Source organism: Colwellia psychrerythraea, assembly GCF_000764185.1.
Classification (GTDB): Bacteria; Pseudomonadota; Gammaproteobacteria; order Enterobacterales; family Alteromonadaceae; genus Colwellia; species Colwellia psychrerythraea_B.
Window position 1 is genome coordinate 40868 of record NZ_JQEC01000071.1, and the last position, 26213, is coordinate 67080.

At 37.8% G+C, this 26213-nt stretch carries 28 protein-coding genes; 6 read left to right on the forward strand and 22 right to left on the reverse strand.

The genetic code is table 11. From position 1 onward, the window contains the following. Nucleotides 1-97 precede the first annotated feature (97 nt). The 6 genes from GAB14E_RS0123515 to GAB14E_RS02170 form a co-directional block, all read right to left on the reverse strand. Nucleotides 98-649, reverse strand: coding sequence for a chemotaxis protein CheW (locus GAB14E_RS0123515; RefSeq protein WP_081967913.1), 552 nt, complete (start codon nucleotides 647-649; stop codon nucleotides 98-100). Nucleotides 650-762: 113 nt separating this feature from the next. Further along, entirely contained in the window at nucleotides 763-1290 is a 528-nt protein-coding gene (locus tag GAB14E_RS02190; RefSeq protein WP_052094083.1) for a chemotaxis protein CheW, read from the reverse strand. Further along, nucleotides 1287-3431, reverse strand: a complete 2145-nt coding sequence (locus tag GAB14E_RS02185; RefSeq protein ID WP_052094084.1) for a chemotaxis protein CheA — start codon at nucleotides 3429-3431, stop codon at nucleotides 1287-1289. Before GAB14E_RS02185 ends, GAB14E_RS02190 begins: the two co-directional genes overlap by 4 nt. A 122-nt stretch (nucleotides 3432-3553) precedes the next feature. After that, nucleotides 3554-3916 (reverse strand): response regulator, encoded by a 363-nt coding sequence (locus GAB14E_RS02180; RefSeq protein WP_033084265.1) that lies wholly within the window; start codon nucleotides 3914-3916, stop codon nucleotides 3554-3556. A gap of 73 nt (nucleotides 3917-3989) precedes the next feature. Beyond that, the gene (locus GAB14E_RS02175) at nucleotides 3990-4265 is read right to left on the reverse strand and encodes an STAS domain-containing protein (protein WP_033084266.1); all 276 of its coding nucleotides are present in this window, start codon (nucleotides 4263-4265) and stop codon (nucleotides 3990-3992) included. 519 nt (nucleotides 4266-4784) lie between these two features. Continuing rightward, entirely contained in the window at nucleotides 4785-5210 is a 426-nt protein-coding gene (locus GAB14E_RS02170) for a group I truncated hemoglobin (RefSeq protein ID WP_052094087.1), read from the reverse strand. 578 nt (nucleotides 5211-5788) lie between these two features. Here GAB14E_RS02170 and GAB14E_RS02165 point away from each other — a divergent pair. The 3 genes from GAB14E_RS02165 (at nucleotide 5789) to GAB14E_RS02155 (ending at nucleotide 7267) form a co-directional block, all read left to right on the forward strand. Next, nucleotides 5789-6367, forward strand: coding sequence for a septation protein A (locus GAB14E_RS02165; RefSeq protein WP_033084267.1), 579 nt, complete (start codon nucleotides 5789-5791; stop codon nucleotides 6365-6367). Nucleotides 6368-6422: 55 nt separating this feature from the next. Further along, the gene (locus tag GAB14E_RS02160) at nucleotides 6423-6725 is read left to right on the forward strand and encodes a YciI family protein (RefSeq protein ID WP_033084268.1); all 303 of its coding nucleotides are present in this window, start codon (nucleotides 6423-6425) and stop codon (nucleotides 6723-6725) included. A gap of 110 nt (nucleotides 6726-6835) precedes the next feature. Next, complete coding sequence (locus tag GAB14E_RS02155) at nucleotides 6836-7267, forward strand: lysozyme inhibitor LprI family protein (RefSeq protein WP_033084269.1); 432 nt, start codon at nucleotides 6836-6838, stop codon at nucleotides 7265-7267. Nucleotides 7268-7327: 60 nt separating this feature from the next. On the opposite strand, the gene GAB14E_RS02150 is transcribed toward GAB14E_RS02155, so the two are convergent. The 3 genes from GAB14E_RS02150 to GAB14E_RS02140 form a co-directional block, all read right to left on the reverse strand. Further along, the gene (locus GAB14E_RS02150) at nucleotides 7328-8392 is read right to left on the reverse strand and encodes an AI-2E family transporter (RefSeq protein WP_033084270.1); all 1065 of its coding nucleotides are present in this window, start codon (nucleotides 8390-8392) and stop codon (nucleotides 7328-7330) included. Nucleotides 8393-8548: 156 nt separating this feature from the next. After that, nucleotides 8549-11062: an ABC transporter permease gene (locus tag GAB14E_RS02145; RefSeq protein ID WP_033084271.1), complete on the reverse strand. Its 2514-nt coding sequence runs from the start codon at nucleotides 11060-11062 to the stop codon at nucleotides 8549-8551. Beyond that, on the reverse strand, nucleotides 11052-11765 hold the full coding sequence (locus GAB14E_RS02140; protein ID WP_033084272.1) for an ABC transporter ATP-binding protein: 714 nt from the start codon (nucleotides 11763-11765) through the stop codon (nucleotides 11052-11054). The genes GAB14E_RS02145 and GAB14E_RS02140 overlap by 11 nt, the downstream gene beginning before the upstream one ends. Here GAB14E_RS02140 and GAB14E_RS02135 point away from each other — a divergent pair. After that, nucleotides 11764-12390 carry an arylesterase gene (locus GAB14E_RS02135; protein ID WP_033084273.1) on the forward strand — a complete coding sequence of 209 codons (627 nt, stop codon included), beginning with the start codon at nucleotides 11764-11766 and terminating at the stop codon, nucleotides 12388-12390. The two genes, GAB14E_RS02140 and GAB14E_RS02135, sit on opposite strands and share 2 nt — an antisense overlap. 280 nt (nucleotides 12391-12670) lie before the next feature. Then, a complete protein-coding gene (locus GAB14E_RS02130; protein WP_033084274.1) occupies nucleotides 12671-14242 on the forward strand; it encodes a cation:proton antiporter family protein in 1572 nt (523 codons plus the stop codon). A gap of 494 nt (nucleotides 14243-14736) precedes the next feature. Here the strand turns inward: GAB14E_RS02130 and GAB14E_RS02125 are convergent, their stop codons facing one another. The 13 genes from GAB14E_RS02125 to yceD form a co-directional block, all read right to left on the reverse strand. After that, nucleotides 14737-15504 (reverse strand): TatD family hydrolase, encoded by a 768-nt coding sequence (locus GAB14E_RS02125; protein ID WP_033084275.1) that lies wholly within the window; start codon nucleotides 15502-15504, stop codon nucleotides 14737-14739. An 80-nt stretch (nucleotides 15505-15584) separates the two neighbouring features. Beyond that, nucleotides 15585-15911: a PilZ domain-containing protein gene (locus GAB14E_RS02120; protein ID WP_033084276.1), complete on the reverse strand. Its 327-nt coding sequence runs from the start codon at nucleotides 15909-15911 to the stop codon at nucleotides 15585-15587. 9 nt (nucleotides 15912-15920) lie between these two features. Continuing rightward, nucleotides 15921-16922 carry a DNA polymerase III subunit delta' gene (locus tag GAB14E_RS02115; RefSeq protein ID WP_033084277.1) on the reverse strand — a complete coding sequence of 334 codons (1002 nt, stop codon included), beginning with the start codon at nucleotides 16920-16922 and terminating at the stop codon, nucleotides 15921-15923. A gap of 9 nt (nucleotides 16923-16931) precedes the next feature. Then, complete coding sequence (gene tmk / locus GAB14E_RS02110; protein ID WP_033084278.1) at nucleotides 16932-17570, reverse strand: dTMP kinase; 639 nt, start codon at nucleotides 17568-17570, stop codon at nucleotides 16932-16934. Between the two features lie 74 nt (nucleotides 17571-17644). Then, nucleotides 17645-18664: an endolytic transglycosylase MltG gene (gene mltG / locus GAB14E_RS02105; protein WP_033084279.1), complete on the reverse strand. Its 1020-nt coding sequence runs from the start codon at nucleotides 18662-18664 to the stop codon at nucleotides 17645-17647. 50 nt (nucleotides 18665-18714) lie between these two features. Beyond that, on the reverse strand, nucleotides 18715-19521 hold the full coding sequence (pabC, locus tag GAB14E_RS02100; protein WP_033084280.1) for an aminodeoxychorismate lyase: 807 nt from the start codon (nucleotides 19519-19521) through the stop codon (nucleotides 18715-18717). Between the two features lie 125 nt (nucleotides 19522-19646). Further along, entirely contained in the window at nucleotides 19647-20885 is a 1239-nt protein-coding gene (gene fabF / locus GAB14E_RS02095; RefSeq protein WP_033084281.1) for a beta-ketoacyl-ACP synthase II, read from the reverse strand. Nucleotides 20886-21052: 167 nt separating this feature from the next. Then, entirely contained in the window at nucleotides 21053-21286 is a 234-nt protein-coding gene (acpP, locus tag GAB14E_RS02090; RefSeq protein WP_011043112.1) for an acyl carrier protein, read from the reverse strand. 159 nt (nucleotides 21287-21445) lie between these two features. Further along, on the reverse strand, nucleotides 21446-22192 hold the full coding sequence (gene fabG / locus GAB14E_RS02085; RefSeq protein WP_033084282.1) for a 3-oxoacyl-ACP reductase FabG: 747 nt from the start codon (nucleotides 22190-22192) through the stop codon (nucleotides 21446-21448). Between the two features lie 141 nt (nucleotides 22193-22333). Then, entirely contained in the window at nucleotides 22334-23272 is a 939-nt protein-coding gene (gene fabD / locus GAB14E_RS02080; protein WP_033084283.1) for an ACP S-malonyltransferase, read from the reverse strand. A gap of 107 nt (nucleotides 23273-23379) precedes the next feature. Beyond that, the gene (gene plsX / locus GAB14E_RS02075) at nucleotides 23380-24429 is read right to left on the reverse strand and encodes a phosphate acyltransferase PlsX (protein ID WP_033084284.1); all 1050 of its coding nucleotides are present in this window, start codon (nucleotides 24427-24429) and stop codon (nucleotides 23380-23382) included. 41 nt (nucleotides 24430-24470) lie between these two features. Then, nucleotides 24471-24641, reverse strand: coding sequence for a 50S ribosomal protein L32 (gene rpmF, locus GAB14E_RS02070; protein ID WP_033084285.1), 171 nt, complete (start codon nucleotides 24639-24641; stop codon nucleotides 24471-24473). 48 nt (nucleotides 24642-24689) lie between these two features. Then, a complete protein-coding gene (yceD, locus tag GAB14E_RS02065) occupies nucleotides 24690-25202 on the reverse strand; it encodes a 23S rRNA accumulation protein YceD (RefSeq protein ID WP_033084286.1) in 513 nt (170 codons plus the stop codon). Nucleotides 25203-25396: 194 nt separating this feature from the next. Here yceD and GAB14E_RS02060 point away from each other — a divergent pair, with 194 nt between their 5' ends. Further along, nucleotides 25397-25996, forward strand: a complete 600-nt coding sequence (locus GAB14E_RS02060) for a Maf family protein (protein WP_033084287.1) — start codon at nucleotides 25397-25399, stop codon at nucleotides 25994-25996. The last annotated feature ends 217 nt before the right edge of the window (nucleotides 25997-26213 follow it).

The following is a 26213-nucleotide window of genomic DNA, read 5'->3' on the forward strand; positions in this document are numbered from 1 at the left end:
TTAATTAAATTTTAATTGAACTTTAATAATGGCTGATGGTGTAGTAGCTCTCTTTTACCTTTGATTTACCGGTTTACCTTAGCTAGAAATTTTCTAGTTAAGCACTTGATAAGGTGGGTGCAGAGGTTGTTGTCACTTGTCTAGCCTCTACGTTAGCTGTCTCGGGCTCAGTTCTTGCCTCACTTTGATGAACAGTGCGATATAAGTCGTCTTCATTTAATAGCGAGTCACTATCTAGTAAAATAATTAATTTCTCATCGACTGACGCTAGCCCTTTTAAGAAGCAGCTATCTATATTACTGCCAAAAGCAGGTGCTTGGCTTATAGACTGACTGGTAAACTTGTAAACCTCTGAAACTGCATCAACAACAATACCGACTACCATAGTGGTTGCCTTAGACTGTTGGCGTAAAATAATGGTGACTGTTTGCTCATTGTATTCAAGGTTTGGCTGACCAAAGCGCAAACGTAAATCAATAATGGGAATGATTACCCCACGTAAATTAATTACCCCTTTGATATAACACGGTTTATTAGGAAGTTCGGTAACAGAGCTCCAGACACGAATCTCTTGCACACATAGAATGTCAACGCCATACTCTTCACCTTGTAGTATGAAAGTAAGATATTCTTGCTCTATATCAGTCATGCTCTTTCCTTAAACAAAATAGTTACGGTATTACTCACTGTTATATAAATAACGGAGAAATTTGTACTGCTGTTTACAGCTGATGCCTTGATAAAAACTAACTATGCAGAGAACTAACTATGCAGTCTGTGCTTTTCTACTTTTTGCAAATGATTAACATTCAGTATGGTGACGACCTTTTGTTCACTATTTATTAAGCCATCGATATATTGTTGACCTACACAGCCGCCAAATGCTGGCGCTGCTTTAATATCACCATTTTCAACATTAAGCACATCAGACACAGCATCAACCACAAAACCAATGGTACGTGTTGACTCTTCACTTTGATAAGTAAGGACAATAACCACCGTTGTTTCTAAGTAGGTCGCTTCACCAATACTAAATTTGAGGCGTAAGTCGACAATGGGTACGATAATTCCTCTCATATTAATGACACCTTTAATATAACTGGGTGCATTAGGAATTTTTGTCGGTTGCTCCCAACTTCTGATCTCTTCGACACACAAAATATCAACGGCATATTGCTCTTGAGCTAATAGAAAGGTTAGATACTGATCGCCGCTGGTGATAAAGTCGACGCCTTCAATAGCGTGTTCACCCTCAGCGGGAATATCTTGTGCCATCTCTTGAATATTCATAAACAAACCTCCGCTGTTACACTGCTATTGCCATCAGTTTTTACTCGTTGGGCTTGTTGAGCTTGTTCTAACGCCATGTGAATAATACCCGGTATATCTAGAATCATAGCGACGGAGCCATCGCCCAGAATTGTTGCCCCCGAAATACCTGCAACCTGCTGATAATTATCTTTTAAACTTTTAATCACTACCTGCTGCTGAGCCAGTAAATCATCAACCATCAAACCAATTTTTTGACCATCTGCTTCAACCACAACAAGTAGCGCGTTGTCTATCTCAGTGCATTCGGTGGCTAAATTAAACAGTTGATAAATAGGCAGAATGGGCACATTGTCATCACGTAATCGATAAAGCACCATATCGCCAGAAACACGATTAATGAGCTTGTTATCGATTTGCAGTGATTCAACAATGGCAATAAGTGGAATGATGTAGGTTTCAGTGCCTACCTTAACCAGCTGACCGTCTAAAATGGCCAATGTGAGTGGTAAATGCACCTTAAACGAGCTGCCTTTACCTAAAGTAGATTGAACTTGAATGCGACCGCCAAGTGCTTGAATATTACGCTTAACAACATCCATACCCACACCACGACCAGAGATATCGGTGACTTCTGCAGCGGTTGAGAAACCTGGTTCAAATAATAAGTCATATACTTGGCTATCCGTTAAGACAGCATTAGCATCAACAAGGCCTTTTTCTACCGCTTTCGCTAACACAATTTCGCGGTTGATCCCGGCGCCATCATCGTTAATTTCAATAACAATATTGCCACCTTGATGATAAGCATCTAAAGAAATGGTGCCCTTTCCTGGTTTGCCATTAGCCAATCTAACTGCACTTTGTTCGATACCATGGTCGGCAGCATTTCTCACTAAATGTACTAACGGATCGCCAATTTGTTCCATTACCGTTTTATCTAATTCGGTTTGTTCACCTTTGATCACTAACTCCATTTCTTTACCCGTTTTTATTGCTAGATCATGAACAAGGCGGGGAAAACGATTAAAAGCAAAACTAATCGGCAGCATACGAATACGCATGACACTTTCTTGTAACTCTTTGGTATTTTGTAATAACTGCTCAAGACCACTGGTGAGGCGTTCAACCTTTTCCATTTCAAAATCGTTGCCCAATTCTGATAACATAGACTGGGTGATAACTAATTCGCCTACGAGGTTAATTAAGCTATCGACTTTATCTACGCCAACCCTAATGGAACCAACCTCGGCTTTACCTTTAGTTTTAGTTTTAGTTTTAGAGATTATATTTTCATCTTCAATAGTAGGCTCAATAACCAATTCTGTTTCAGGAGGCTGCACTTCAATATCTTGAATAGACTTTTGACTGGTCTCTGGCTCTGTTTGCTGTTCATCATTTTTGATAGTGCTTGATGACGTGGTTGATGAAAGACTCGCTGAGGTATTTGATGGTGCTTTGATTGGCACCAACTCTAATAAACATTCATCTTCAACCCATTCAAAAATTTCTATAATCTCAGCTTTACTCGCTTCAGTGTGCAGTGTTAATTGCCAGCTTAAATAGAGCTCTTGGGCATCAATATCTGTTAGTGCCGGTAAATCTTGGGTGTCGGCACAAAGTGTTAATTGACCTAGCTCTGCTAAAGCACTGAAGAGAAAAATGGGATCATTGCCCGTTTTTGCTAAACTATGCTCTGGAATGAAATTAATGGTATAGCCACAGATGTTTGTTGCTTCGACATCAACTTTAATCAGACTTTCATCTACCGAGGTCGGCTCATTACCAAGGGTTTCAGATAAGCGCTTAGATGTTTGCGCAACCTTAACCTGATCATACTCTTCATCATCCCGAGCGGCCTCAATCAACAATCGCATACAATCGACAGATTCGAGCAATATCTCGGTATCTTTACTAGAGACTTCTCGTCGGCCATCACGCATTTCATCAAGTAAGGTTTCTACTAGATGAGTAAACTCGGTGACGTTATCAAAACCAAAAGTTCCTGCCCCGCCTTTAATCGAGTGCGCGGCTCTAAAAATTGAGTGAATTGTTTCATTATCACCCCGCTGTAAATCTAATAATCCAGACTCCATTAATTCGAGTCCTTCAAAGCTCTCTTCTAAGAAACTTGGAATAAATTGCGATAAATCAACACTCATAACTGATTACCTACTCTTCCTTGTCAAAATTCAGGACATTATCACGACAGGCTACTTACATAATAAGTACCTAAGATAAATATGATACTTAACCAATAAACAGAATTTTTATACTAACAAAGTCACTTAACCACTCGTTTAATGGTGGCTAACAACTTTTCGGGGTTAAAGGGTTTAACCAACCAACCAGTGGCCCCTGCCGATTTGCCGCGCATTTTCATGTCTGTGGAGCTTTCGGTCGTTAACATCAAAATAGGGGTAAACTTGAATTCAACTAGCTTACGCAGCTCAGTGCATAAGCTGATACCATCCATATTTGGCATATTTACATCTGAAATAACTAAGTCGAAGCCACCACTTTGCGCTTTAGTTAAACCATCTTGGCCATCTTTCGCTTCAACAGTCTGATAACCTGCACTTTTTAGGGTAAAACTGACCATGTCTCTTATTGAGTTTGAGTCATCAACAACTAACACTTTAGTCATACTAGTTTCCTCATCGTTTAATGCATCGTAGTTCGGTATTTGTAGGTAGTTTTTTCTTATAAAAACAAAGTTCTCAATCCATGATGTATTGCAATAAAATGGCATCACTGATGCCAAGTTGCTGAATGCTTTCCTTTAAAACGCTAGATTTTGATTGCCACTTAATTTCTTTACCTTGGGCAATAATGTAGGTGATAACCGCGAGGATAAATTGCACTCCAATAGTATCAATACGTGCTAACTCACTGTCATCAATGGTTATCACATCTAGATTATCGATTAATGGAATGATTTGAGTTTGATACTCGTTAACCTGAGCAATCGTTAAGTCACTGGGGAATTTGATCATTTTTTATAAATATCCGTATTTTTATTATTTTACCTTGTGACTTAAAGCATATGACAGATTTAACGGAAAGCAAGAAAGTGTATTCAAAAAGAATAATATTGCGTAACCAATTGAAATATAATTAATTAATATTAACTAAAAAAGACATGTGTAAAAGTTTTTTACTCCATTACAGCTAGCATAAAATATTGAAAGTGCAAGGAAAAATACTTTCCCTTACACTTTATAAGGAATTACCGATAAGTAAGCTTGCCTTGTTCTTGCCAAATCAAGGGTATTAACGGGGTAAATAGAAGACCATAACCAAGAAAAAAAGCGCTATAAGCCAGAATGCTTTAACAAAAAACATGGCTTTAATATTTCTATCATTGGGATGTTTATCAAGTAGCGCCAGAGCCCAGCAACACACTCTCCCATAACCTTAATTATTCATTCAGTTAAATAATAGTAAGCTTGTATCAACAAAGTTTTTACTTGTTGTGATCTGGGTCAACATAGAGCTATTAATCTGGGCTGAGGTTATTCAGGTTTAGCAAAATTTAAAATAGGGTCGGTGTTAAAGCAAGGTTTACATTCAGTAGGAAATTTTTTCACCAATATGCGACGAAAAGATTCATCAAGGATCAGCCACTGGTCAATCAACTCTGGGTGGGTATTGGTTTCTTTAAAGGTATCTAAAAGTAGTTGCCTTCTAATATCAAATAACTCGTCCGGAATAAACATATGTTTATGCGCTATTGGAGGCGCTTTGCCTATGTAGTGATTTTCGCCACCCAGGACTTTTTGCATAAAATTAACTTGCTGGTCTTCAATATGCTGCTGTGAAATATTAAGAAAATACTGCTTTAACCATGGATGTTGATAAACTTTATCGTAAAAGACTTTGTTAATTATAATTAGGCTAGCGCGCCCGCCTATTCGGTTAAAGTTTTCACTTCTTGTCATTACACAATAGCCCCTATAGCCGTTAAAAGAATAGATAGCTTGCTAAACTATAGGGTAAAATTTAATAGGCATAAAAAATAAATACTTTATTTGCCATCGCTCGATAAAGGTTAAACATACCAATAAGTACAAACCCTGCATTGTAGGGTAACTAAATAGACTAATAGCTAACTTTGAGCTAAATGACATAAATCAACGGAAATTAAATAATCCACAACAATTCGACCATATGCCAGTTGCTAGCACCTGCTTCAAAACCGGAAGATTATTTTAGTGATATTTTTTTCCCAAGCACTGTGAGCAATCATTACCAAAATAACCATGCCCAATAAGACATGCATTAAATAAAGAGCGGTAATTAAACTTAACTCCTAAGCTAGCCTGATCGTTATAAAAGTACAAATGCTCAACGCCGGGTCGTTGATAAGGATCAACGACCAAGGTGAAATAAAACATTTTTAGTTTACTGATATGGAAATATAAGCTTGGCTATTAAACTCGCATTCGTTAAAATTGTCTTATTCGTACTATGGTGATTGTGAATATCACCCTAATGTCACTTTTAACAATGGTTTTTTATGCAGTTATTTATTGAATACTTCCCTCTGTTTATTTTTTTCATTGTAAATTCAATAGCAGGAATTTACTGGGCTACAGGTAGTTTAATTGTCGCCGCTTTTGTGCAAATTATTTACTATAAAATTAAAAAAGAAAAAATCCCCGCTAAGCAGTGGGTAATATTTGGCTTGGTGGTTGTCTTTGGTGGGCTTACTATTTATTTGCAAAATGATGCTTTTCTCAAATGGAAAGTAACCATTATTAATGCTTTTTTCGCCGTTGCGTTAATAGTGAGTGATAGTATTTTCAAAAACAATATTATTAAAAAACTTTTAGGTGAGTCATTGTCACTGCCAGAGAAGATATGGACTAGATTAAACTTTGCTTGGGCAATGTTCTTCCTATTTTGTGCGGGATTAAATTATTACGTCGCTTTTAATTTTGACCTTGATACCTGGGTAAATTTTAAGGTTTTTGGTTTAACCGGCTTGATGTTTATTTTCACTATTACGTCTATTTTATCACTTTACAAGTATTTACCTCTTGAAGAAGACGATAGCGAAGAAGTGACTGATGACAAAAGTAGTAAATCTAATTAAATTGTCCATCTTAATAACGCATTAGCTCAAACTATTATTTAAAGGAATACACCTCATGTTTTATCTTATATACAGTGAAGATGTTGAAAACTCACTCAGCTTACGCCTATCAGTACGCGATAAACATATTGAACGTTTAAAAGCGCTACAAGCACAAGGAAAACTATTATTGGCAGGGCCTTGTCCCGCTATCGATAGTGAAGACCCAGGCGAGTCGGGTTTCACGGGATCATTAATTGTTGCGGAGTTTGATAACCTGCCAGCGGCACAAGCCTGGGCTGATGAAGACCCTTACATCAGTGCCGGTGTTTATAAAAAAGTGACTGTAAAACCATATAAAAAGGTTTTACCTGCTTAATAATAAGAAATTATCAACTAAACTTACCGTTAATAATGGCTAACTACTGCATACTGTACTTTGCCTTTAATTTACTGTGTATTTGTAACTACTTGAGTTTGTAGCCGAAAATGATCCGTAATAAATTACTTTTAGCATGCGCACTATCATCAACTTTACTGATGAATAATTCTGCCCATGCCGTGAAAACAATTGAAAAATGTCAAAAACAAACCGCTGATGATGTGTCATCTGCTTCCATGTCACGGTGTTTAGACGGTGTTATTTCTTATGTGGATAGGGAGTTACAAACTTGGGTAAATTTACATACTTTTAATTTAGAAGAAAAAGCCTTAGTTAACGGCCGTTATTCAGCATTAAAAATGTTTAAACGCTCACAAAGTAATTTTATAACTTACCGAGAAAATGATTGTAGATGGCAATATTTGGCGATATCGCCTGAAAGAGGTGCCGACTTAGCTTATAAAACTTGTTATGTTTTATTAAGTCAAAGTAGGATAACAGCGCTCAGTAATATAAAAACGACTAACACTTCGCTATAAGATTTAACTAAAATTATATTACCGAGCATGTATGTTCCTATTAAGTATAACTACTTAATATTAATCAAGTAATGCTTGCTCGGTTTTATCATCCAAGCCATCTTCATCACTTAGCATCACAGCTAACCAACGACCTTCTGGAGAGCTTTCTAAACCTATCTTCAATATCATTGTTAGCGGAACACTTAATAACATACCGACGGTACCAAGTAACCAGCCCCAAAAGATCAGTGATAAGAAAACCACTAAAGTCGATAAACCTAAACCTTTGCCTAAATATCTCGGCTCAATAATATTACCCATCACCATGTTGATAAAGACGAAGCCTAAACCTATGGCGCCAGCTTCACCAATTCCTAATTGTAAAATAGCTAGCGTCATTGGCGGTACCGCAGCAATTATAGAGCCTATATTGGGGATGTAATTGAGTAAAAAGGCTAAGACCCCCCATAATAAAAAGAAGTCTAAACCAAAGGCCCATAACATCAGAGACACAATACAGCCGGTAGCAATACTGACCAAAGTTTTAATGGCGATATAATGGTTTACTGAAGAGAGAAAGCGCTCAATTTGCTTTAAACGCATTTGTGGGTCATCTAACGCTAAGTGTAACTTATGCGGGAAAGATGAGGATTCAAACAACATAAACACTACAGTTAAGACAATCAAAAACAAATTTGCCATCACTGAGCCAAAGCTTGATAACATTTCCGCCGCTAACCCCATAGCTGCAGCAGGATCAAAATACTCTGTCATTATAGCAGTCGAAAGTTGAATATCGTGTTCGGCAAAAAAATCGGTTAACCAGACAAATTGCTCTTTGAGTTGCACTCGGTATTGAGGAATATACCGTGAAAGCTCATTTAACGAACTACCCACTAAACTTGTTAAAAAAACAGCCATAGTAACAATAACGGCAATGACAAAAATAATGGAAATTGCTTTCGGTATTTTAAATTCACTGGCTTTATTGATTAGTGGATTGCAGATGATGGCAATAAATACAGAAAGTAAGAATGGCACAAGTATATTAGCTGCCGTTTTAATTCCCGCAAAAATAATAAAAATGGCAGCAACGGTGACAAACGCTTTAACGATAGAGCTATGATTTGAACTTGAAACCATGAAAAGTATTCCTTAAATTTCTATGGTCTCAATATACCTTAAATACCTTAGTTACACTAGTTGATTAGTTATGCTGTAGGCTTAACCTAGCGTAGTTTTCCTATATTATTAACCTAGGATTACGACCCCACTCTATGCTGAAGCCGTTACCGGTGATTAACCAAGTTTTCTTAGCAATCCTTGGGTGTTTTGTCTCATCGTGTTAGCAACCATAAAATAACCAATACTTGAAACAAACAGTGCACCACTTACCGGTCCTAACAACCATATATAAGGGTGAAGGCGCCCTGCGATATCAAAGAGTTGCTGTTGAATAACCAGTAAAGCAATATCACTTACTATCGCAGCAACTAAGCCAGCAATAGCCCCTAACAGCATAAATTCATAAAGCGTCGCTAGTTTTATTAGTCGACTTTTAGCGCCTAAAGTCCTCAATATAACCACTTCTTGCATGCGCTCAGCCAAGCTGGCTTGCACTTGAGAAATAAGTACTAACGCACCACTGACTAAGACAATAGATAAAACAAAACCTATCGCTAATGAAACCTGGGCAATAATTGATTGAGCTTGCTCAATTTGAGACTTAATATCAATCATACTTATGGTAGGGTGACGCTGTAATAACTGACTAATATCTTTGGTATGTTGGTCTTCAAGTTTTGCAGCACTAAAGTAGGTAACGGGAACTTTTCCGGCCATATTAGGACTCAAAATCATAACAAAATTAGGTTTCAATGTGCCCCAGTCTACTTTTCTAAAACTAGTGACTTTTGCATCTATTGGCTGCTCATTCACTAGGAGTGTAATGGTGTCACCTAATTCGAGGCCGAGAACTTCTTGCCAACCTTCAAAAACAGACACTTCAATATCATCACCACCAGTACCTGCATCAGTGAACCACTGCCCTGCTGTTATTTCATTGCCTTCAGGTAAATCCTCTAACCAGGTTAAATTAGGCTCTCTACTAACACCTTCTCTCGCATCTTCGTCTTTTTCTTCACCTTCTTGTTTTGATACTCGTCGGGCGAATTCTTCACCATTTACCGCATCAACACGGCCACTAAAAACCGGGTAAAAAGCTTCATGAACTATATTATTGTCGGTAAAGAACTGCTTGATTGGCTCTACTTCTTGCTCACTAATATTAATGATAAACATATTAGGTGCGCCTTGAGGTACTTGCATTTGCCAGTCTGTAATAATGTCATTTTTTAAAACAACCAAAAATAACATTAGCTTAATTGCTAAGGCAAAACTGATCAGCTGAATAGCATTAGCATTAGCTCTTTTTTGTAATGTCGCTATCGCTAAAGACCAGCTAGAACCTGGTCTAAGTCCTAACTTCCGACCTGCAGAAAATAGTAACCGAGATATAACAAATAATACGCCAATAACTAATAACGTTGAGGCAAACAAAATTAACGTCGTAACTATCTCACCGCTAAATATCCACATTAAAACGAAAATAGTCATAAATGATAAAGCAAGATGAATTCGGCTCACAGCTAAAGTATCACCTAAGTTACGGCGTAATACCCTCAGTGGCGGAATATCGAATAAGTCCAGTAACGGTTTTAATGAAAACATCATGGCGCAAACAAGACCAATAAGGCTAGATAACAACCAAGGGCGGATGCCAGCTTGAGGTAATGCTGTGCCCATAAAAGTTGCCAAATAATCCGCGCCAAGAGTTTGCAAGATAAAACCAATGAGTAGACCTGCCACTATAGAAAATGAGGTGACTAAGCTAAGGTGTAAAAGAAAGATATTACGGATAACCTTACGACTACCACCCAGAGTTTTCATCATGGCAACGGGATCATATTGACGTTCACAATAACGTTTCGCAGAAACTGCCATAGCTACTGCTGCTAACATAATGCCAAAGAGGCCTGCTAATAATAGAAAGCGTTCAGCTCGATCTAAATTATTACCAAGGGGAGATTGCCGATCTTTAATGCCCTCCCAAGTCTGATTACTTTTTAATTGTGGCTTTAACCAGCCATAATAATCGCTTAACTGCTGCTCATTACCTGCAAACAGTAAGCGATGAAATACTCTGCTACCCGCTTGCACAGCCTGTGTTGTTGGGATATCAGCATAACTTAATAATACGCGTTTATTGCCCGATAACGAGAAAAAGGGTGCATCTGGCTCTTTTACCAATACTTTACTGACTTGAAAGTTGCCTGCACCCAGCTCAACCGTATCACCTACTTTGACATTAAGTGTATAAAACAAACCTTCACTAAGCCATACATTACCAGCCTTAGGACCTGAATCGACTTCATAATCCAAGCCTGTAAGGTTGTCCTTGATGGTAACTTTTCCTCTTAAGGGATAAGTAGCCGTTGTTGCTTTTACTGAGCCTAAAACTAATTCATCGTTGGCAAACAACATAGAATCAAAATAAAGCATTTTGGCTGTTTTTAAACCAAACTGCTTGGCTTGTGTGAGTACTTGCTGATCGAAAGCATGATTACTTGATAAGCGACGATCACCGGCTATAAAATCACTACTTTTTTGTGCAATATTTAAACTAATGCGTTCAGTAATTGAAGATAAACTAAAGACAGTAAGTACTGCTAGGGCAATAGCAGAAAAAATAATGGTTAACTCACCACGCCTAAATTCTCGTGAAAATAACTTAAAAGCCAGTTTAACCCACATTAGCAGCTGCCCCTTCACTGATTTTTTCTAGTTGTCCACCTTCAATATGGATAATGCGTTGGCATTTTTTTGCTAATTGTTCATCATGAGTCACTAGTACTAAGGTAGTGCCATTTTGCTTATTTAAATCAAAAAGTAGCGTTTCAATAAGGTGACCATTTTTACTGTCTAAGTTGGCAGAAGGTTCATCAGCAAAAAGTATCTTGGGTGAGCCAATAAATGCCCGGGCGATAGCAACTCTTTGTTGCTCTCCTCCTGATAATTGTGATGGATAATGTTCAAGGCGATGTGACAGCCCCACTTTATCAAGCAACTCAATAGCTTGGTCTTTTGCATCATGGTCGCCTGCAAGTTCAGCGGGTAGCATAACATTTTCCAGTGCGGTTAAACTTTGCACCAACATAAATGACTGAAAGACAAAGCCAATTTTCTGGGCCCTAACCCGAGCACGAGCTTCTTCATCAAGTGTACTCAGGGCTTCACCATCGAGGTGAACATCGCCTTCGCTCGCCACATCTAAACCAGCCAATAAACTCAATAAGGTTGACTTGCCTGAGCCTGACGCGCCAACAATAGCTACTGACTCTCCTGACTTGACAGAAAAGTTAATATCGCTAAGGATAGTGAGGCTTCCTTCGAGCGTACTAACACGCTTAGTAAGACTCGATACTTGAATAACATTTAACTGAGAAAGTACTGACATGACACGCTGTTTCCTAAAATCTATTATTATCTTAATTTTGACAAACCTGTCTTTTACAAGTTATGCAAATGACAAAATTTTACTTATTGGTGACAGCTTAAGCGCTGGCTATGGGCTTGAGCAAGCCCAAGCTTGGGTTCATTTGTTACAAAATAAATATAAAGAGGATAATAAACCTATCACCATCATCAATACCGCTATTAGTGGTCAAACTACTGATAACGCTTTATTAAAAATAGATGCTTGGCTTAACACGCACAAACCGAGTCATGTGCTCATTGAATTGGGTGGCAATGATGGTATCAGAGGCTTTCCGGTTAAATTGTTGCAAAAACATTTAACTCAATTGGTTACCAAAAGCCAGCAGCATGGGGCAAAAGTGGCTTTAATGGAAATTCAAATACCACCCAATTTAGGGCCAAGATATCGTCAAATGTTTACCGATAGTTATAACAAGGTAACAAAACAAACCAACGCTTACCTAATGCCCTATTTCATGACAGACATTGCCGTAGACAATGCTTTAATGCTCAATGATAACTTGCATCCAAATGCTAAAGCTCAGCCAATCATTCGTGACTTTATGTATAGTGAAATTGATAAGTGGCTAAGCCGTGAAAAGTAATAGCTGAATAGATTCGCGTACTAAGAGCCAAGATCTAACAATTAGGAAAAACCCTCCATTTTTCAGCGAAAACCACCATACCCCCTTGTACTACTTAAACAATTTAATTGGTATAAGGGCTTGTATTTAAGGTAAACTTCATACTAATAAAAAGAGTGTTTGCTTATACATTTACCAATACAGAGTATTATCTTTTAGGCTTACAATTGTCGAAACATACGCTGGCATTTTTCAAAATACTCAATCGGCTTAGTACAACAACCTTAATTAGAGCAATGCTATGGACTTTATCTGGATACTTTTCGCTTTTATCTGCGGCTTAGCGGCAAAAACAATTCTATTACCCCCTTCAATTGGTTTCTTAGCCGCTGGATTTATTCTAAACATAGCCGGGTATCAAGCGGATGAAAGCTTAAGTTTATTAAGCGATCTTGGTATTACCATCATGTTATTTACCATTGGTTTGAAGCTCAACGTAAAAAATCTTTTTAAAACAGAAGTTTGGTTAGGCTGCTCTTTACATACTCTATTATGGATAGTTGTTACCGTAACATTTGTTAAGTTACTGGCCTTTATGTCTGTGAGTTACTTTAGTGATTTAGATTTAATGACAGCGGCTTTAATCGCTTTTGCTTTAAGTTTTAGCAGCACCGTCTGCGTGATTAAATTACTAGAAGAAAATGGTGAAATGCGAACTCGCCACGGTAAGTTAGCCGTCAGTATTTTGGTTATTCAAGATATTATTGCTGTTGCTTTTTTAGTTGTCGCTACAGGTAAAATACCGTCAGTTTGGGCATTTTCATTATTTGGCTTATTTCTAATAAAGCCCCTTATTAATAGACTTATTAGTCATGTTGGCCACGGTGAGTTAATTCCTTTAATGGGTTTCTTCTTGGCTTTAGGTAGTTATGAGTTATTTGAATTAGTGAATATCAAAGGCGATTTAGGCGCCTTGCTTGTTGGTATGTTCTTGGCTTCGCACATTAAAGCGACTGAAATTAATAAAGCCTTAATGAGTTTTAAAGACATTTTTTTAATCGGTTTCTTTTTATCCATAGGCTTTACCGCTATACCAACATTAGAGATGTTAGGGTTAGCGAGTTTACTAGTCTTATTAATCCCTATTAAATTTATGATGTTCTATGGAATTTTCAGTTTATTAAAAATGCGTTGTCGTAGTGCATTTCTCGGCGCTTTATCGTTAAGTAATTTCAGTGAGTTTGGTTTAATTGTTGGCGCGCTGAGTGTAACTGCTGGCTGGCTAAGTAATGATTGGCTGGTGATCTTAGCGTTAAGCGTAGCCATTTCATTTATTTTAACCAATGTCATTTATCGATTTGCCCATACACTTTTCGCTAAACATAGAGGTTTTTTATCTCGCTTTGAGCGCCAAATCAAACTTGCAGAGGATAGCTTTTGTCAACCTTGTCAGCGACCTATCGTTATAGTCGGTATGGGAAGAGTTGGTATGGGAGCTTATCAAGCCATTAATAGCCATAGTACTAACCCTGCGTGGGGCTTAGATGCCGATAAAGAAAAAATAACATGGTTAACCAGCAAAGGAGTGGAAGCCTATTATGGTGATGCTGAAGATATTCACTTTTGGGAGAGTATCGATGTTTCGCAACTCGAATTAGTGTTACTCGCCCTGCCTTCAGTACAAGATGCCATTAGCATTACAACACAGCTAAATGCAGCTAATTATAAAGGTAAAATTGCAGCAGTAGCACGTTACGATGATGAGCGTTTACAACTTGAAGAATTCGGCATTGATAAAGTATTTAACTTTTATACTGAAGCGGGAGTTGGTTTTGCTGAGGAAAGCTTAGCTTTATTACCCAAAACGGCGTAAAAGTAGCTCAACCTTGGTAGCCGATGACTTTTGTTGTGTTGTGATAATCAACGATGAATATCGTAATTTATGATGCAAATAAGTTTATTAATGAGTAATGAATTGATCTGTGAAAAACCTGTGTAAAAGGTGTGAAAAAGCAGTGCTACGGCTGTTAATAAAAACCACTTCGAAAGCACAATTACAGAGTAAAAAACAAGCTAACTTATTGTATTAATAACAGATATAAAATAATAAAAAAAACATTCGCTATTTAAAAAACTTACACTACACTTAATTACACAAGCTTAGCAAGAAGTAAAGTTTTTCTTGCTAAGGTGTTAGTAAACAGGATGATAAACCCTAGTTTATTTTTGTTTTTGTTTTTATCTTATTTACCAGATAATGGTTAATTAGCGCACGGCTCAAACCCCTTGAGCCAATCCTTGAGCCCAAACATATGTTTGGGCATTTTTTTAGCTAAAATTAACTAAAAAAGTGTCATTACCCATCCCTTATAACTTAAAAAGGCGATTAAAATTATCGCTAGAAAGCTTCGCTATCTGTTCTACCGATTGCCCTCGAATACTCGCCAAGTGTTTAGCTACTTCAACCACAAAAGCGGGTTGGTTTTCTTTACCGCGGTGAGGTACTGGTGCCAGATAAGGTGCATCAGTTTCAATTAAAAATTTATCATCGGGTACTAATGCGGCGACTTCTCTTAATGCTGTAGCATTTTTAAAAGTCACTATCCCTGAAAATGAAATATAAAAGCCAAGTGCTATCGCTTGCTCAGCCATCTCCCAACTTTCAGTAAAGCAATGCAGAATGCCACCTACCTGCTCTGCCCCCTCACTACGCAGTAATGTTAAAGTATCTTCTTGCGCTGCTCGGGTATGAATAATAAGTGGTTTATTCAATGCTTTAGCAACCTGAATATGTTTTTTAAATGAATCGAGTTGCAGTGCTTTTGTTTCAGGCGCGTAATGATAATCTAGCCCTGTTTCACCAATAGCAATAACACGTTCATCTTTACTCAGTGCTAATAACTGCTCAGGCACTATTTCGTCTTCTTGATTTAATGGATGAGCCCCACAGGTAAGATAAACATTGTTATAATGAGCCGTTTTTTCGGCCATTTCAGGAAAGTCAGCCAATGTTACGCTAACACAAAGGAGTTTATCTACTTTAGCTACGGCTGCATTCTGGATAACATTATCCAAATTGTTATCATATAGAGATAAATTAAGGCGATCTAAATGGCAATGAGAATCTATAAACAACGAGGAACTCCTGTGTTTTAAAAGGTTTAGTTATGATTTTAATTTTTGTCATTTACTTATATTATGACAAAGAAACCAAATTACATGGTTAAGGTTGGCTCTGAAGAGTTTAAGTGTCGAGCAATTATTTGCTCAATTTGATGGCGAACCTTTTCAGGGTCTTTAACAAAAGTAACACCAACACCTGGGGGAGTACCGTTTTGTGCGCCAATAGGGGTCAACCAACACACTTCACCTTGAACCGTTGATTCTTCCAACGCATCTGGTAATAGTATATGTAATTCAACTTCATCGCCTAGTTCATACTGGCGTGGTGTACGGACAAAAACACCACCTTCCTTAAGGAAAGGCATAAAACCAAGATATAAATCACGCTCTGAATGAAACTCTACATTTAATGGAACCAAGTTGCTCTCCTATGTCGATGGTCTAACGATATCATTTATCGTCATAAGTAGCTGTTCACCGACAAATTGTCGGTTAGTTTGCGTATAAGACTTTATCAGTTTATGACTACTGATGATAGCTTGATATACTTGATTAAGTAACTGTACAGGAATTTTTTGATGTGCCACTGCTTCAGCCTTATTACTGTCACTGGTAAGATAGCTTTGTCTGACAAGGTTACAAATTATTTTTTCTAACCAACGTAATGCATGTTTATTATCAATGAGTTGACTAAGTACTTTACTCTCACTTTGACCATATGCTAAATAGTCTAAAAAATATTCATTAAAGTCTTGAAACTCTTGAAAAATCACTTCATCAGTTAATTCTGGCAATTGGGATAAGTTAATAAAAGCAGTGGAGTTGACTGTAATTACGTTATTTTCAGCATTCGATAACAATAGTTGATTATTGGATGATATTTTAAGTTGGGCTAGTAGCGCCGCACCAACCATAGGTCGAATAGCATACACTGCACACCGACTAACAATAGTAGGTAATAAACACTCAAGGTCATCGGTAATTAAAACAATATAACTGTTCGCGCTTGGCTCTTCTAATGTCTTTAATAAAGCGTTGGCAGCAGCAATAGTCATTAGTTGGCCTTGCGGTATTAATATGGTTTTCACTAGACCAAGGTGTGCTGTTTTTTCTAAAAAAGCATTACCGCGGCGAATATCATCAACCCCTAAGGTTTTATTCTCACTGGTAAGTAATAAGTGATCTGGGTGACTACCGCTGTTTTTTAGCAAGCAGGCTTTACATTGCCCACAAGCTTGACTAATACTGCCTTCATCAACTGAATCATTTGTTGCTATAGGCTGTTGGCATATTAATAACTCAATTAGCCACTTTGCCAAAGCGTCTTTACCCGTGCCAGCTATACCTTGCAATATAATCGCATGAGCCAAGGTGTTTTGCTGATATTGTCGGCTTAATTGTACCTGCTTTTCGCGGCAAATCGGTAACATGTTAACTCTCTAATCCAAGTCTGTTTTCGTGATAAATTCGATCACAGCTTGTTCTATATCTTGATGCACTTGTAACATTGCTTGCGCAGCATCAACTGTCACAATAGATGTATCTTGTGCGGCTAACTCACGGTATTTATTATGAACACGAATAAAAAACTCCATCTGCTCTAATTCAATACGATCGAGATCACCTCGTGCTTTAGCACGAGATAGACCAATATGTGGGTCTATATCTAAATAGAGAGTGATATCAGGACGAAAGCCTTTTAAAGTAATATCAGCAATGGTATTCATAATCTTTTCATCAAAGCCTCGACCGCCGCCTTGATAGGCACGAGAACTTAAATCATGGCGATCACCAATTACCCACTTCCCTGCGGCTAATGCTGGCAATATTTTGTTGGCAAGCAATTGACTACGGCTAGCATACATAAGTAACAATTCTGTTTCTACCGTCAGTTTTTCTTGGTGATCAACCGACTTAACCATGTCACGTAAGGATTCAGCCAAAGGCGTGCCACCTGGCTCTCTGGTATTAACATAGTCAATACCTTGTTTATTTAGAGTATTTTCTATTACTGCGATAGCCGAGGATTTACCAGCACCTTCCATGCCTTCAATGACAATAAATTTTCCTGTAGACATATTCTTGCTTTTACCTTGGTCAGTTATATTTTAAATTGAATTAATTGTGTAATTTACCAAAACGAACAGTCTTGTTAATTTTGTTCTGTTCTTTTTTGTCTTTGTTTCTTTAAGTAATCCCTAACAGCGCGATTGTGCTCAGCTAAATTTTTACTAAATACATGCTTGCCGTAAGCATTACTAACGAAATAGAAATAATCACTTGTTGCTGGGTGTAAAGTAGCTTTAATCGCTGACAGACCTGACAATGCAATCGGTGTTGGTGGCAAACCATTTATTCTATAGGTGTTATAAGCGGTTTTTTCTCGTTTATGTGCGCGAGTAATGTCACCTTTATAACGATCCCCCAAACCATAAATGATCGTCGGATCTGTTTGTAAACGCATTTTCTTTCGCAATCGATTAACAAAAACCGATGATATTAACGGTTGCTCTGCCACATAACTGGTTTCTTTTTCTATTATCGAGGCCATAATCAAGGCTTGATAAGGCGTTTTATAGGGTAAGTTATCCGCTCTTTGTTGCCATAATTCATTTAATTGTGCCTGCATATTTGTGTAGGCGCGTTTTAATAATGTTAAATCTAAAGTATCTGCGGTGAAGGCATAAGTATCTGGAAATAACCAACCTTCTGGGTTTATTGAATCAATCCCCAGCTCTGTTGCTATTTCAGTAACCGTTTTATCTTGAACACTTTGTTTAATTTGCGGGTGTTCTGCCAGAATAACTAAGGCATCTTTAAAGCGAGTTCCTTCAATAAAAGTAACTGAAAACTGATACTCTTTACCCTCAACAAGCTGGACTAATAATTGCCCTAAATTTGTGCCTTTAGCGACTAGATAGGTACCCGCTTTAATATTAGCTTTTTGTGGAAATAATCGACCATAATTTCTCAGCCAAAAGCGCGTAGTTATCCACTGTTTTTGTTCTAATTGCTTAGCAAAAGAACTGATAGAGCTGCCTGAAGACACTTTTAAAAAGTTATCTTGGACAATGGCTAGCGGTGTAGTCAGAGCTTTATCAAATTGGTAAGCTAAAGTCGCCGCTACGCTAAGCAATGCTAACAAAATAAGAAGAATTAGTTTTTTGAGCACACCCTGTCCTTTTTAAAAATATATGTGATGGATACCTAGAGATAGATCGGTTAGATAAAGCCTTTCATTTGCTTTTGCATTCGCTGCACATCATCAATTGTTAGTATGCGATTATTGTACGTTTTTACGGGGATAATGCCCATCAAAGAATTACAGATAAACATTGCTTGTGCTTGTTTAAGCTCAGCTAACTTAGTGTTGCAGATATTAATTTGTGGGTATTTGGCTAAAATAGCCTGCCTAATAATACCATTGACTCCAGAAATTGATAAATCCGGGGTGTATAATTGTCCATCTAACCAGTAAAATAAATTAGCACTGATTGCCTCTATGACATTACCTTGGCAATTAGTTACTACTAGGTCATCTTCAATACGGTCATCAAGCTCAGCCTTTAATAACACTTGTTCGAGTCTATTGAGGTGCTTTAATCCCGCGAGCATTGGGCTAGTCGATAGCTGTTGTTTACTATCCCCTAAACTAATGCCATTTTGTGCTAGTTCTTCATAATGGCTGGGGAAATCTGACACTATGATAATGACATTAGTGGCATTTTCACTTAATCCTACTCTTGAGTAACCTCTGCCACCACTACCTGCAGTAATCATCACTTTTAAGACCGCAAGCGGATAAGTTGCAGCAACCGCTTGCAATTGTGTAGTTAAGTTTGCCATTGGTGGCGCTGTAAACTTTAATTGCTGACAACCTAACGTTAATCTTTCAATATGTTTATCGAGTAATATTACTTGGCCATTAACAACCTTTGCCGTGGTAAATAGTCCATCACCGTAAGCTAAACCGCGTTCGGTTACCGCTATTTCTGTTTGTTGTTGACCATTTATCGAGCAATATTTCATTGGTTGTCACTATATTAATAATTAATATGACATAAAAAAGCCTGAAGACTTCCTCAAAGTTGAGGCTAGTATTCAGGCTTACTTATTCTTTTTCAAGTAATTTATATTACTTTTATGTCGCTACATTATACTTTCTTAAATATTAAGGAGCCGTTAGTACCGCCAAAACCAAAGGAGTTACAAAGCACATACTCAAGTTCAACATCACGCGCTGCACCGGCAATATAATCTAAATCACAACCCACATCTGGGTTATCTAGGTTTATCGTCGGCGGGACTTGGTTATTCATTAATGCTTGAATACTAAAAATGGCTTCAACTGAACCTGCCGCACCTAATAAATGTCCGGTCATAGATTTAGTAGAGCCCATCATAACGTTCTTTGCTTCCGCGCCAAAGATAGTTTTAACAGCATTCGTTTCAGCTATATCGCCCGCAGGTGTAGAAGTACCATGAGCATTGATATAGCCAATTTTGCTGATATCAATTTTTGCATCATTAATAGCATTTTGCATAGCTCGCGCTGCTCCATCACCATTTTCAGGTGGTGATGTCATGTGATAAGCATCACCGCTCATACCAAAACCCACCAGCTCAGCATAAATTTTTGCGCCACGTGCTTTAGCATGTTCATATTCTTCGACAACAATAACACCCGCGCCATCACCAAGAACAAAACCATCTCGGTCTTTATCCCAAGGACGCGATGCAGCCTCTGGATCATCGTTACGACGCGATAAAGCGCGAGCTGCACCAAAACCGCCCATACCCAGGGTAGTAGATGCTTTCTCAGCACCACCTGCAACCATTGCATCGGCATCTCCATAAGCAATCATACGCGCTGCATGGCCAATATTATGAACACCACTAGTACATGCAGTGGTGATAGCAATATTTGGACCTTGCAGACCAAACATAATAGAGATGTGACCTGCAATCATATTAATGATGGTAGATGGTACAAAAAATGGCGATAATTTACGTGGATTACCATCAGCTTTTAACAACTTATTATGGTTTTGTTCAATTAATCCTAGACCGCCAATACCAGAGCCTACAGCAACACCAATACGAGGAGCATTTTGCTCCGTTACTTCCAGACCTGAATCTTTAAAAGCTTGCACACCAGCAGCAACACCATATTGAATAAAAAGATCCATTTTCTTGGCTTCTTTTCGTTCCATATAGTTTTGAGCATCGAAATCTTTTATTAAACCAGCAAACTTAGTTGGATAATCTGTGGCATCAAAATGGTCAATATTAGCTATACCACTTTTACCAAGTAGTAAATTTTGCCAAGTTTCTTCTGCGGTGTTGGCTAAAGGGCTAAGCATACCCATACCAGTAACTACTACACGTCTCATAACAGAGCGGCCTCCGAAAATTAATTTTATTACCCAAATTAAGGCTTAAATTACCCTTAAATTAAGTATTATCGTCATATTAAAGATAAAAAAAAAGCGGTCACTTACAATTAAGTATACCGCTTTTATTATTTTACTAAGCCCGATCAAATCGAACTTATTAACAATTACTGGTTAGCAGTAACGTAATCGATTGCTGCTTGAACTGTAGTGATCTTTTCAGCTTCTTCGTCAGGAATTTCAGTATCAAATTCTTCTTCTAACGCCATAACTAATTCTACAGTGTCTAATGAGTCAGCACCTAAATCATCAACGAATGATGAATCAATTTTTACTTCTGCTTCACTAACACCTAGTTGTTCAACTGTGATTTTTTTTACGCGTTCTTCGATATTACTCATTTTTTTTCCTTTACTGAAAGTGCATTTTTTCAAATTGTGTGTAGTGTATTCGTCAACAGCTCGCCATGCAAGCTTCTAATTCACTTTTTTATCTGGTCTAACCTGTTGAACTATTGAAAAATATTATTAAAAAACAATGTAGGCCATAATAAATGTGGCTTACACCATGTACATACCACCATTGACATGTATTGTTTCACCCGTCACATAAGCTGCTGCATCTGAGGCTAAAAACGCCACTGTGCTGGCTATTTCTTCAGGTTTACCTAAACGATTTGCAGGAACTTGAGCGAAAATACCCTCTTTTTGCTCATCAGTTAACGTTTGTGTCATATCAGTATCAATAAAGCCTGGTGAAACAGTATTTACTGTAATACCGCGAGAAGCAACTTCACGTGCCAACGCTTTTGTAAAGCCTAATAGGCCTGCTTTAGCAGCTGCATAGTTTACTTGCCCAGCATTACCCATAGTACCTACAACAGAGCCTATATTTATGATTCGACCAGTGCGTTTTTTCATCATAGGACGAATTGCCGCTTTACTGACTTTAAATACAGAAGTTAAGTTAGTATCAATAATATCCGACCATTCTTCGTCTTTCATTCGCATGAATAAATTATCACGAGTGATGCCAGCATTATTCACTAAAATATCAATGCTACCATGTGCTTCTTTAATAGCAGCAAACATTGCCTTGATTGATTCATCATTTGTTACATTTAATACTAAACCCATGCCACTGCCATTATCTGCAGTTAAATATTCAGCGATGTTATTTGCGCCATTTTCTGATGTCGCTGTGCCAATAACCGTTGCACCAAGTGCTTGTAATTGTACTGCTATAGCTTTACCTATACCGCGACTTGCGCCAGTAACTAAAGCGACTTTACCTTCTAATGAAAACATATGTATACCTACTATTTTTTGTTTTATAACGCTAACTGGCAGAACAAGTTAACGAGTTATGTGCATTAATAATATTTTGCTAATACCTGACACTTATTGCATCAATATTTAGCAACGATTTAAAATTAACTGTTTTGTTATTTAACTATTAATAAGATCTTTTACTTGTTGCAAAGTATCGTTACTGTTGAAGCTAACACTTTTTAGTGATTTGTTAATGCGTTTATTTAAGCCTTGTAATACTTTACCCGGACCTACTTCAACGACTTTATCGATACCTTCACTGGCAAGTTGACTGATAGTCTCGCTCCAACGTACAGGTGAATATAATTGCTTAACCAGCGCGGCTTTGATTGCTTCGCTTGTTATTTCTTTAGCAACATCAACATTATTTACCACATTTATGACCGGCACGTTAAAGGTAACTTTATCTAGCTCAACAGCTAACTTAGTAGCCGCATCATTCATTAAAGCACAATGTGATGGTACACTTACCGGTAAAGGTAAAACACGTTTAGCACCCGCTTCTTTACACAATATCCCAGCACGCTCAACTGCTTCTTTATGACCAGCGATGACTACTTGCCCTGGAGAATTAAAATTAACAGCTGATACAACTTGTGCTTCTTTTGCCATTTCACAGGCATTAATAATTTCATCATCAGCAAGACCAATAACCGCTGCCATTGCGCCAGTACCTGCTGGAACACAGGCTTGCATGAATTCACCACGTTTTTCAACAAGTACTACGGCTTCACTAAGAGAAAAAACACCCGCACAAACCAGTGCTGAATATTCACCTAAACTATGGCCAGCCATAACGTCAGGAGTTACATCCGACTCAGCTTGCCAAACGCGCCATAAAGCAACACTGGCGGTTAATAATGCTGGCTGGGTAAAATTGGTTTGATTAAGCTTTTCGGCTGGGCCTTGCGCAACCAATTGCCATAAATCATAACCTAATGCCTTAGAGGCTTCTTCAAAAGTCGCTTGTACTAAAGTATTTTCGGTAAAATCACTGAGCATGGCAACAGTTTGTGAGCCCTGTCCAGGAAAAACGAATGCTAATTTGTTTTGCATATTGATACTCTTATTTAAGTTCTTTTCAGTGAATCTGATTATTTGTTGTTTTATTTAAAATGAAAAGCGATGTAGTGGAATATATTTGTTCTTTTGATTAAGAATCGTTATCGAGCAGAAAAACCATGTTCTAAAGAGCTTTTTATTTTTTCAGGCACTTGCCTTTCCACTTCTTTGACTGCTTCCATAATAGCGGCAAAAAAAGCTCCTGTATTGGCATTACCATGGCTTTTAACCACTATACCGCGTAATCCTATCAAACTTGCGCCATTGTACTGGTCGGGGTTCATAGTTTTAAATAGTTTTTTAAAGCTAGGCTTTAACAGGGAGCCGAACAATTTAGCTAATAAGCTTGCACTAAAGGCTGTTTTTGATTTTTGATAAACTAAGCGGGCCACACCCTCACAAGTTTTTAAAGTGACATTGCCAACAAAACCGTCACAGACGATAACATCTGCTTTATTAGAAAAAATGTCATTACCTTCAATAAAGCCAACGTAATTGATATCTTTATTGTCAGTTAATTCCAATGCCGCCAACTTTATATGGTCGCTGCCCTTGATGGCTTCTTCACCCATATTGAGTAAGGCTATTCGTGGTTTACTAATGCCATCTACTTGCTCGGCCATTACCGAGCCCATTACACCAAATTGATATAATACATGGGAGTCACAAAAGACATTAGCGCCCAAATCAAGCATAAAGACATGTTTGTCTTTATCATGGGTAGGCAATGATGAAATAAGTGCTGGGCGCTCTACCCCTGGTAAGTTCTTTAAGACAAAATGTGCCATGGAAAATAGTGCACCAGTATTGCCAGCACTGACGCAAGCTTGTGCCTGCCCATCATGAACAAGATCAAGTGCTTTACGCATTGATGAGTCTTTTTTGGTACGCAAAGCTACAATAGGTTTATCTGTCATTAAGACAACTTGTGAAGTCGCAAAAAGGCTTAATTGTTTATGATTAGCAAATTTTTCTTTGGAGATTTTAAGACGAGCAAGAGTTTCTGTAATGATGATTTCATCACCACATAAAATGAGGTGCAATTTAGGCTGATGTTTTATTGCCATTATTGCTGAAGAAATAGTTATAAAGGGGCCTTGATCGCCCCCCATAACATCTAACGCTATGGTTAGATTAGTATTTAAGCTCAAGCTAGTTAGCCCAAACTATTTTACTATAACGAAGTAATCGCTTAAACAGCGATTACTTTAACGCCTTTGTAAAAGCCATCAGCAGTTACATGGTGACGACGATGCGTTTCACCTGATACTGGATCTACTGATAAGTTTTCTGGTGTAACTGCATCATGTGAACGGCGCATGCCACGTCTTGAACGAGACTTTTTGCTTTTTTGAACTGCCATGAGTTTCTCCTAAATCGGTTATTAGTTAAAGGGCTATATGCTTATTAACTACTTGAATTGTTTTAATATATCAAATGGATTTGGCTTCTCAAGCTCTTCTGGCAATTCACCCCAAACTGAATCAGCATCTGCTGGACAGTCTTGAATTTTATGCCGTGGAATTAATGGAATCATGAGCATGAACTCTTCCTCTATTAATTCGCGTAAGTTTACTTCACCATTTTCATCTAATTCTACTACGTCATAATATGACGGAATTTTTTCAGCGGCTTCCTCATTTTTGGCCGGACTAAAAGTAAACTCTACTTTTAGTAAATGGTCAAAATTTTCGTTACACCGCTGACAAGTTAATGCAACTAACGCCGAGCTCGTACCTGACATTACTGTCAAACCACGTTCATCAACATCAAACTTAACACTAACTTTGACTTCATCGCTTCGGCTTTCGCATTCAGCAAGTAATCGAGTCATATCTGACAATTTAAACACACCTTCACACACAAGTCTTCTTTGTGCACTACGGGATGGGCTAATTGTTATTGGAAGTTTAAGATTCTGCATAAGGCGCGCATATTATAGTCCCTATAAGCAAGTGTCAAAAGAAAATTGCACTATTTCGTTTAAAAGCTCAAGATAGCCCCAATAATAGCAATAATTACATAATAATTGTTTATTTAAAAAACGTTTGTTCGCTAAATAAGCAATGTCATTATCATTACAGACTCACCCATTTATCACCCTTTAAAAGGCTAAATATGAAACCCTTAGTACTCGGCTCTACTTCCCCTTATCGTAAATCCATTTTAGAAAAGCTGCAATTACCTTTTAACTGTGCAAAACCTAATATCGATGAAAGTGCGTTACCTGGAGAACTTCCGCAAAATTTAGTGCAACGCCTCGCTATTGAAAAAGCAAAAGCGGTTAAAGCAGAATATCCAAGTGCTCTCATTATTGGCTCTGATCAAGTTGCCGTATGTGAAGGAGAAATTTTAGGTAAACCTCATAATTTTGATAACGGCGTTAGCCAATTAACTAAATTCAGTGGTAAAAGTATTACCTTTTATACTGGCCTTTGTGTTTATGACAGTGAAAATGATAAAGCTGCCTCATTAGTTGAACCTTTCACTGTGCACTTTAATGCTTTAAGCCAAGAGGAAATAGCAAACTACCTTAATGCAGAGCAGCCATATAATTGTGCAGGTAGTTTCAAAAGTGAAGGATTAGGTATATGTTTATTTAGCAAACTTGAAGGAGATGATCCAAATACCTTAATAGGTTTACCTTTAATTAAGCTTGTTGGCTTATTAAAGCAACAGGGGATCGATGTATTAGCTGAGCAAAAAAACACACCATAGTGTATGTCCAGTGCTGAGAAGCGTTAGACAATAATAAGAAAAAGGCAGTATCGTTAATGGTACTGCCTTTTTTTCTATTTCAAGTGTTATTTCAAGTGCCATTGAAAACGATAAGGAGTTAGCTTTCTCACCGTTACAGCTAACGCACTTAATCCCTTATCAGTGATCTTTGAACATATAGCCTTTAAAATAGGCTATATCCTTAACTTCTTTGACC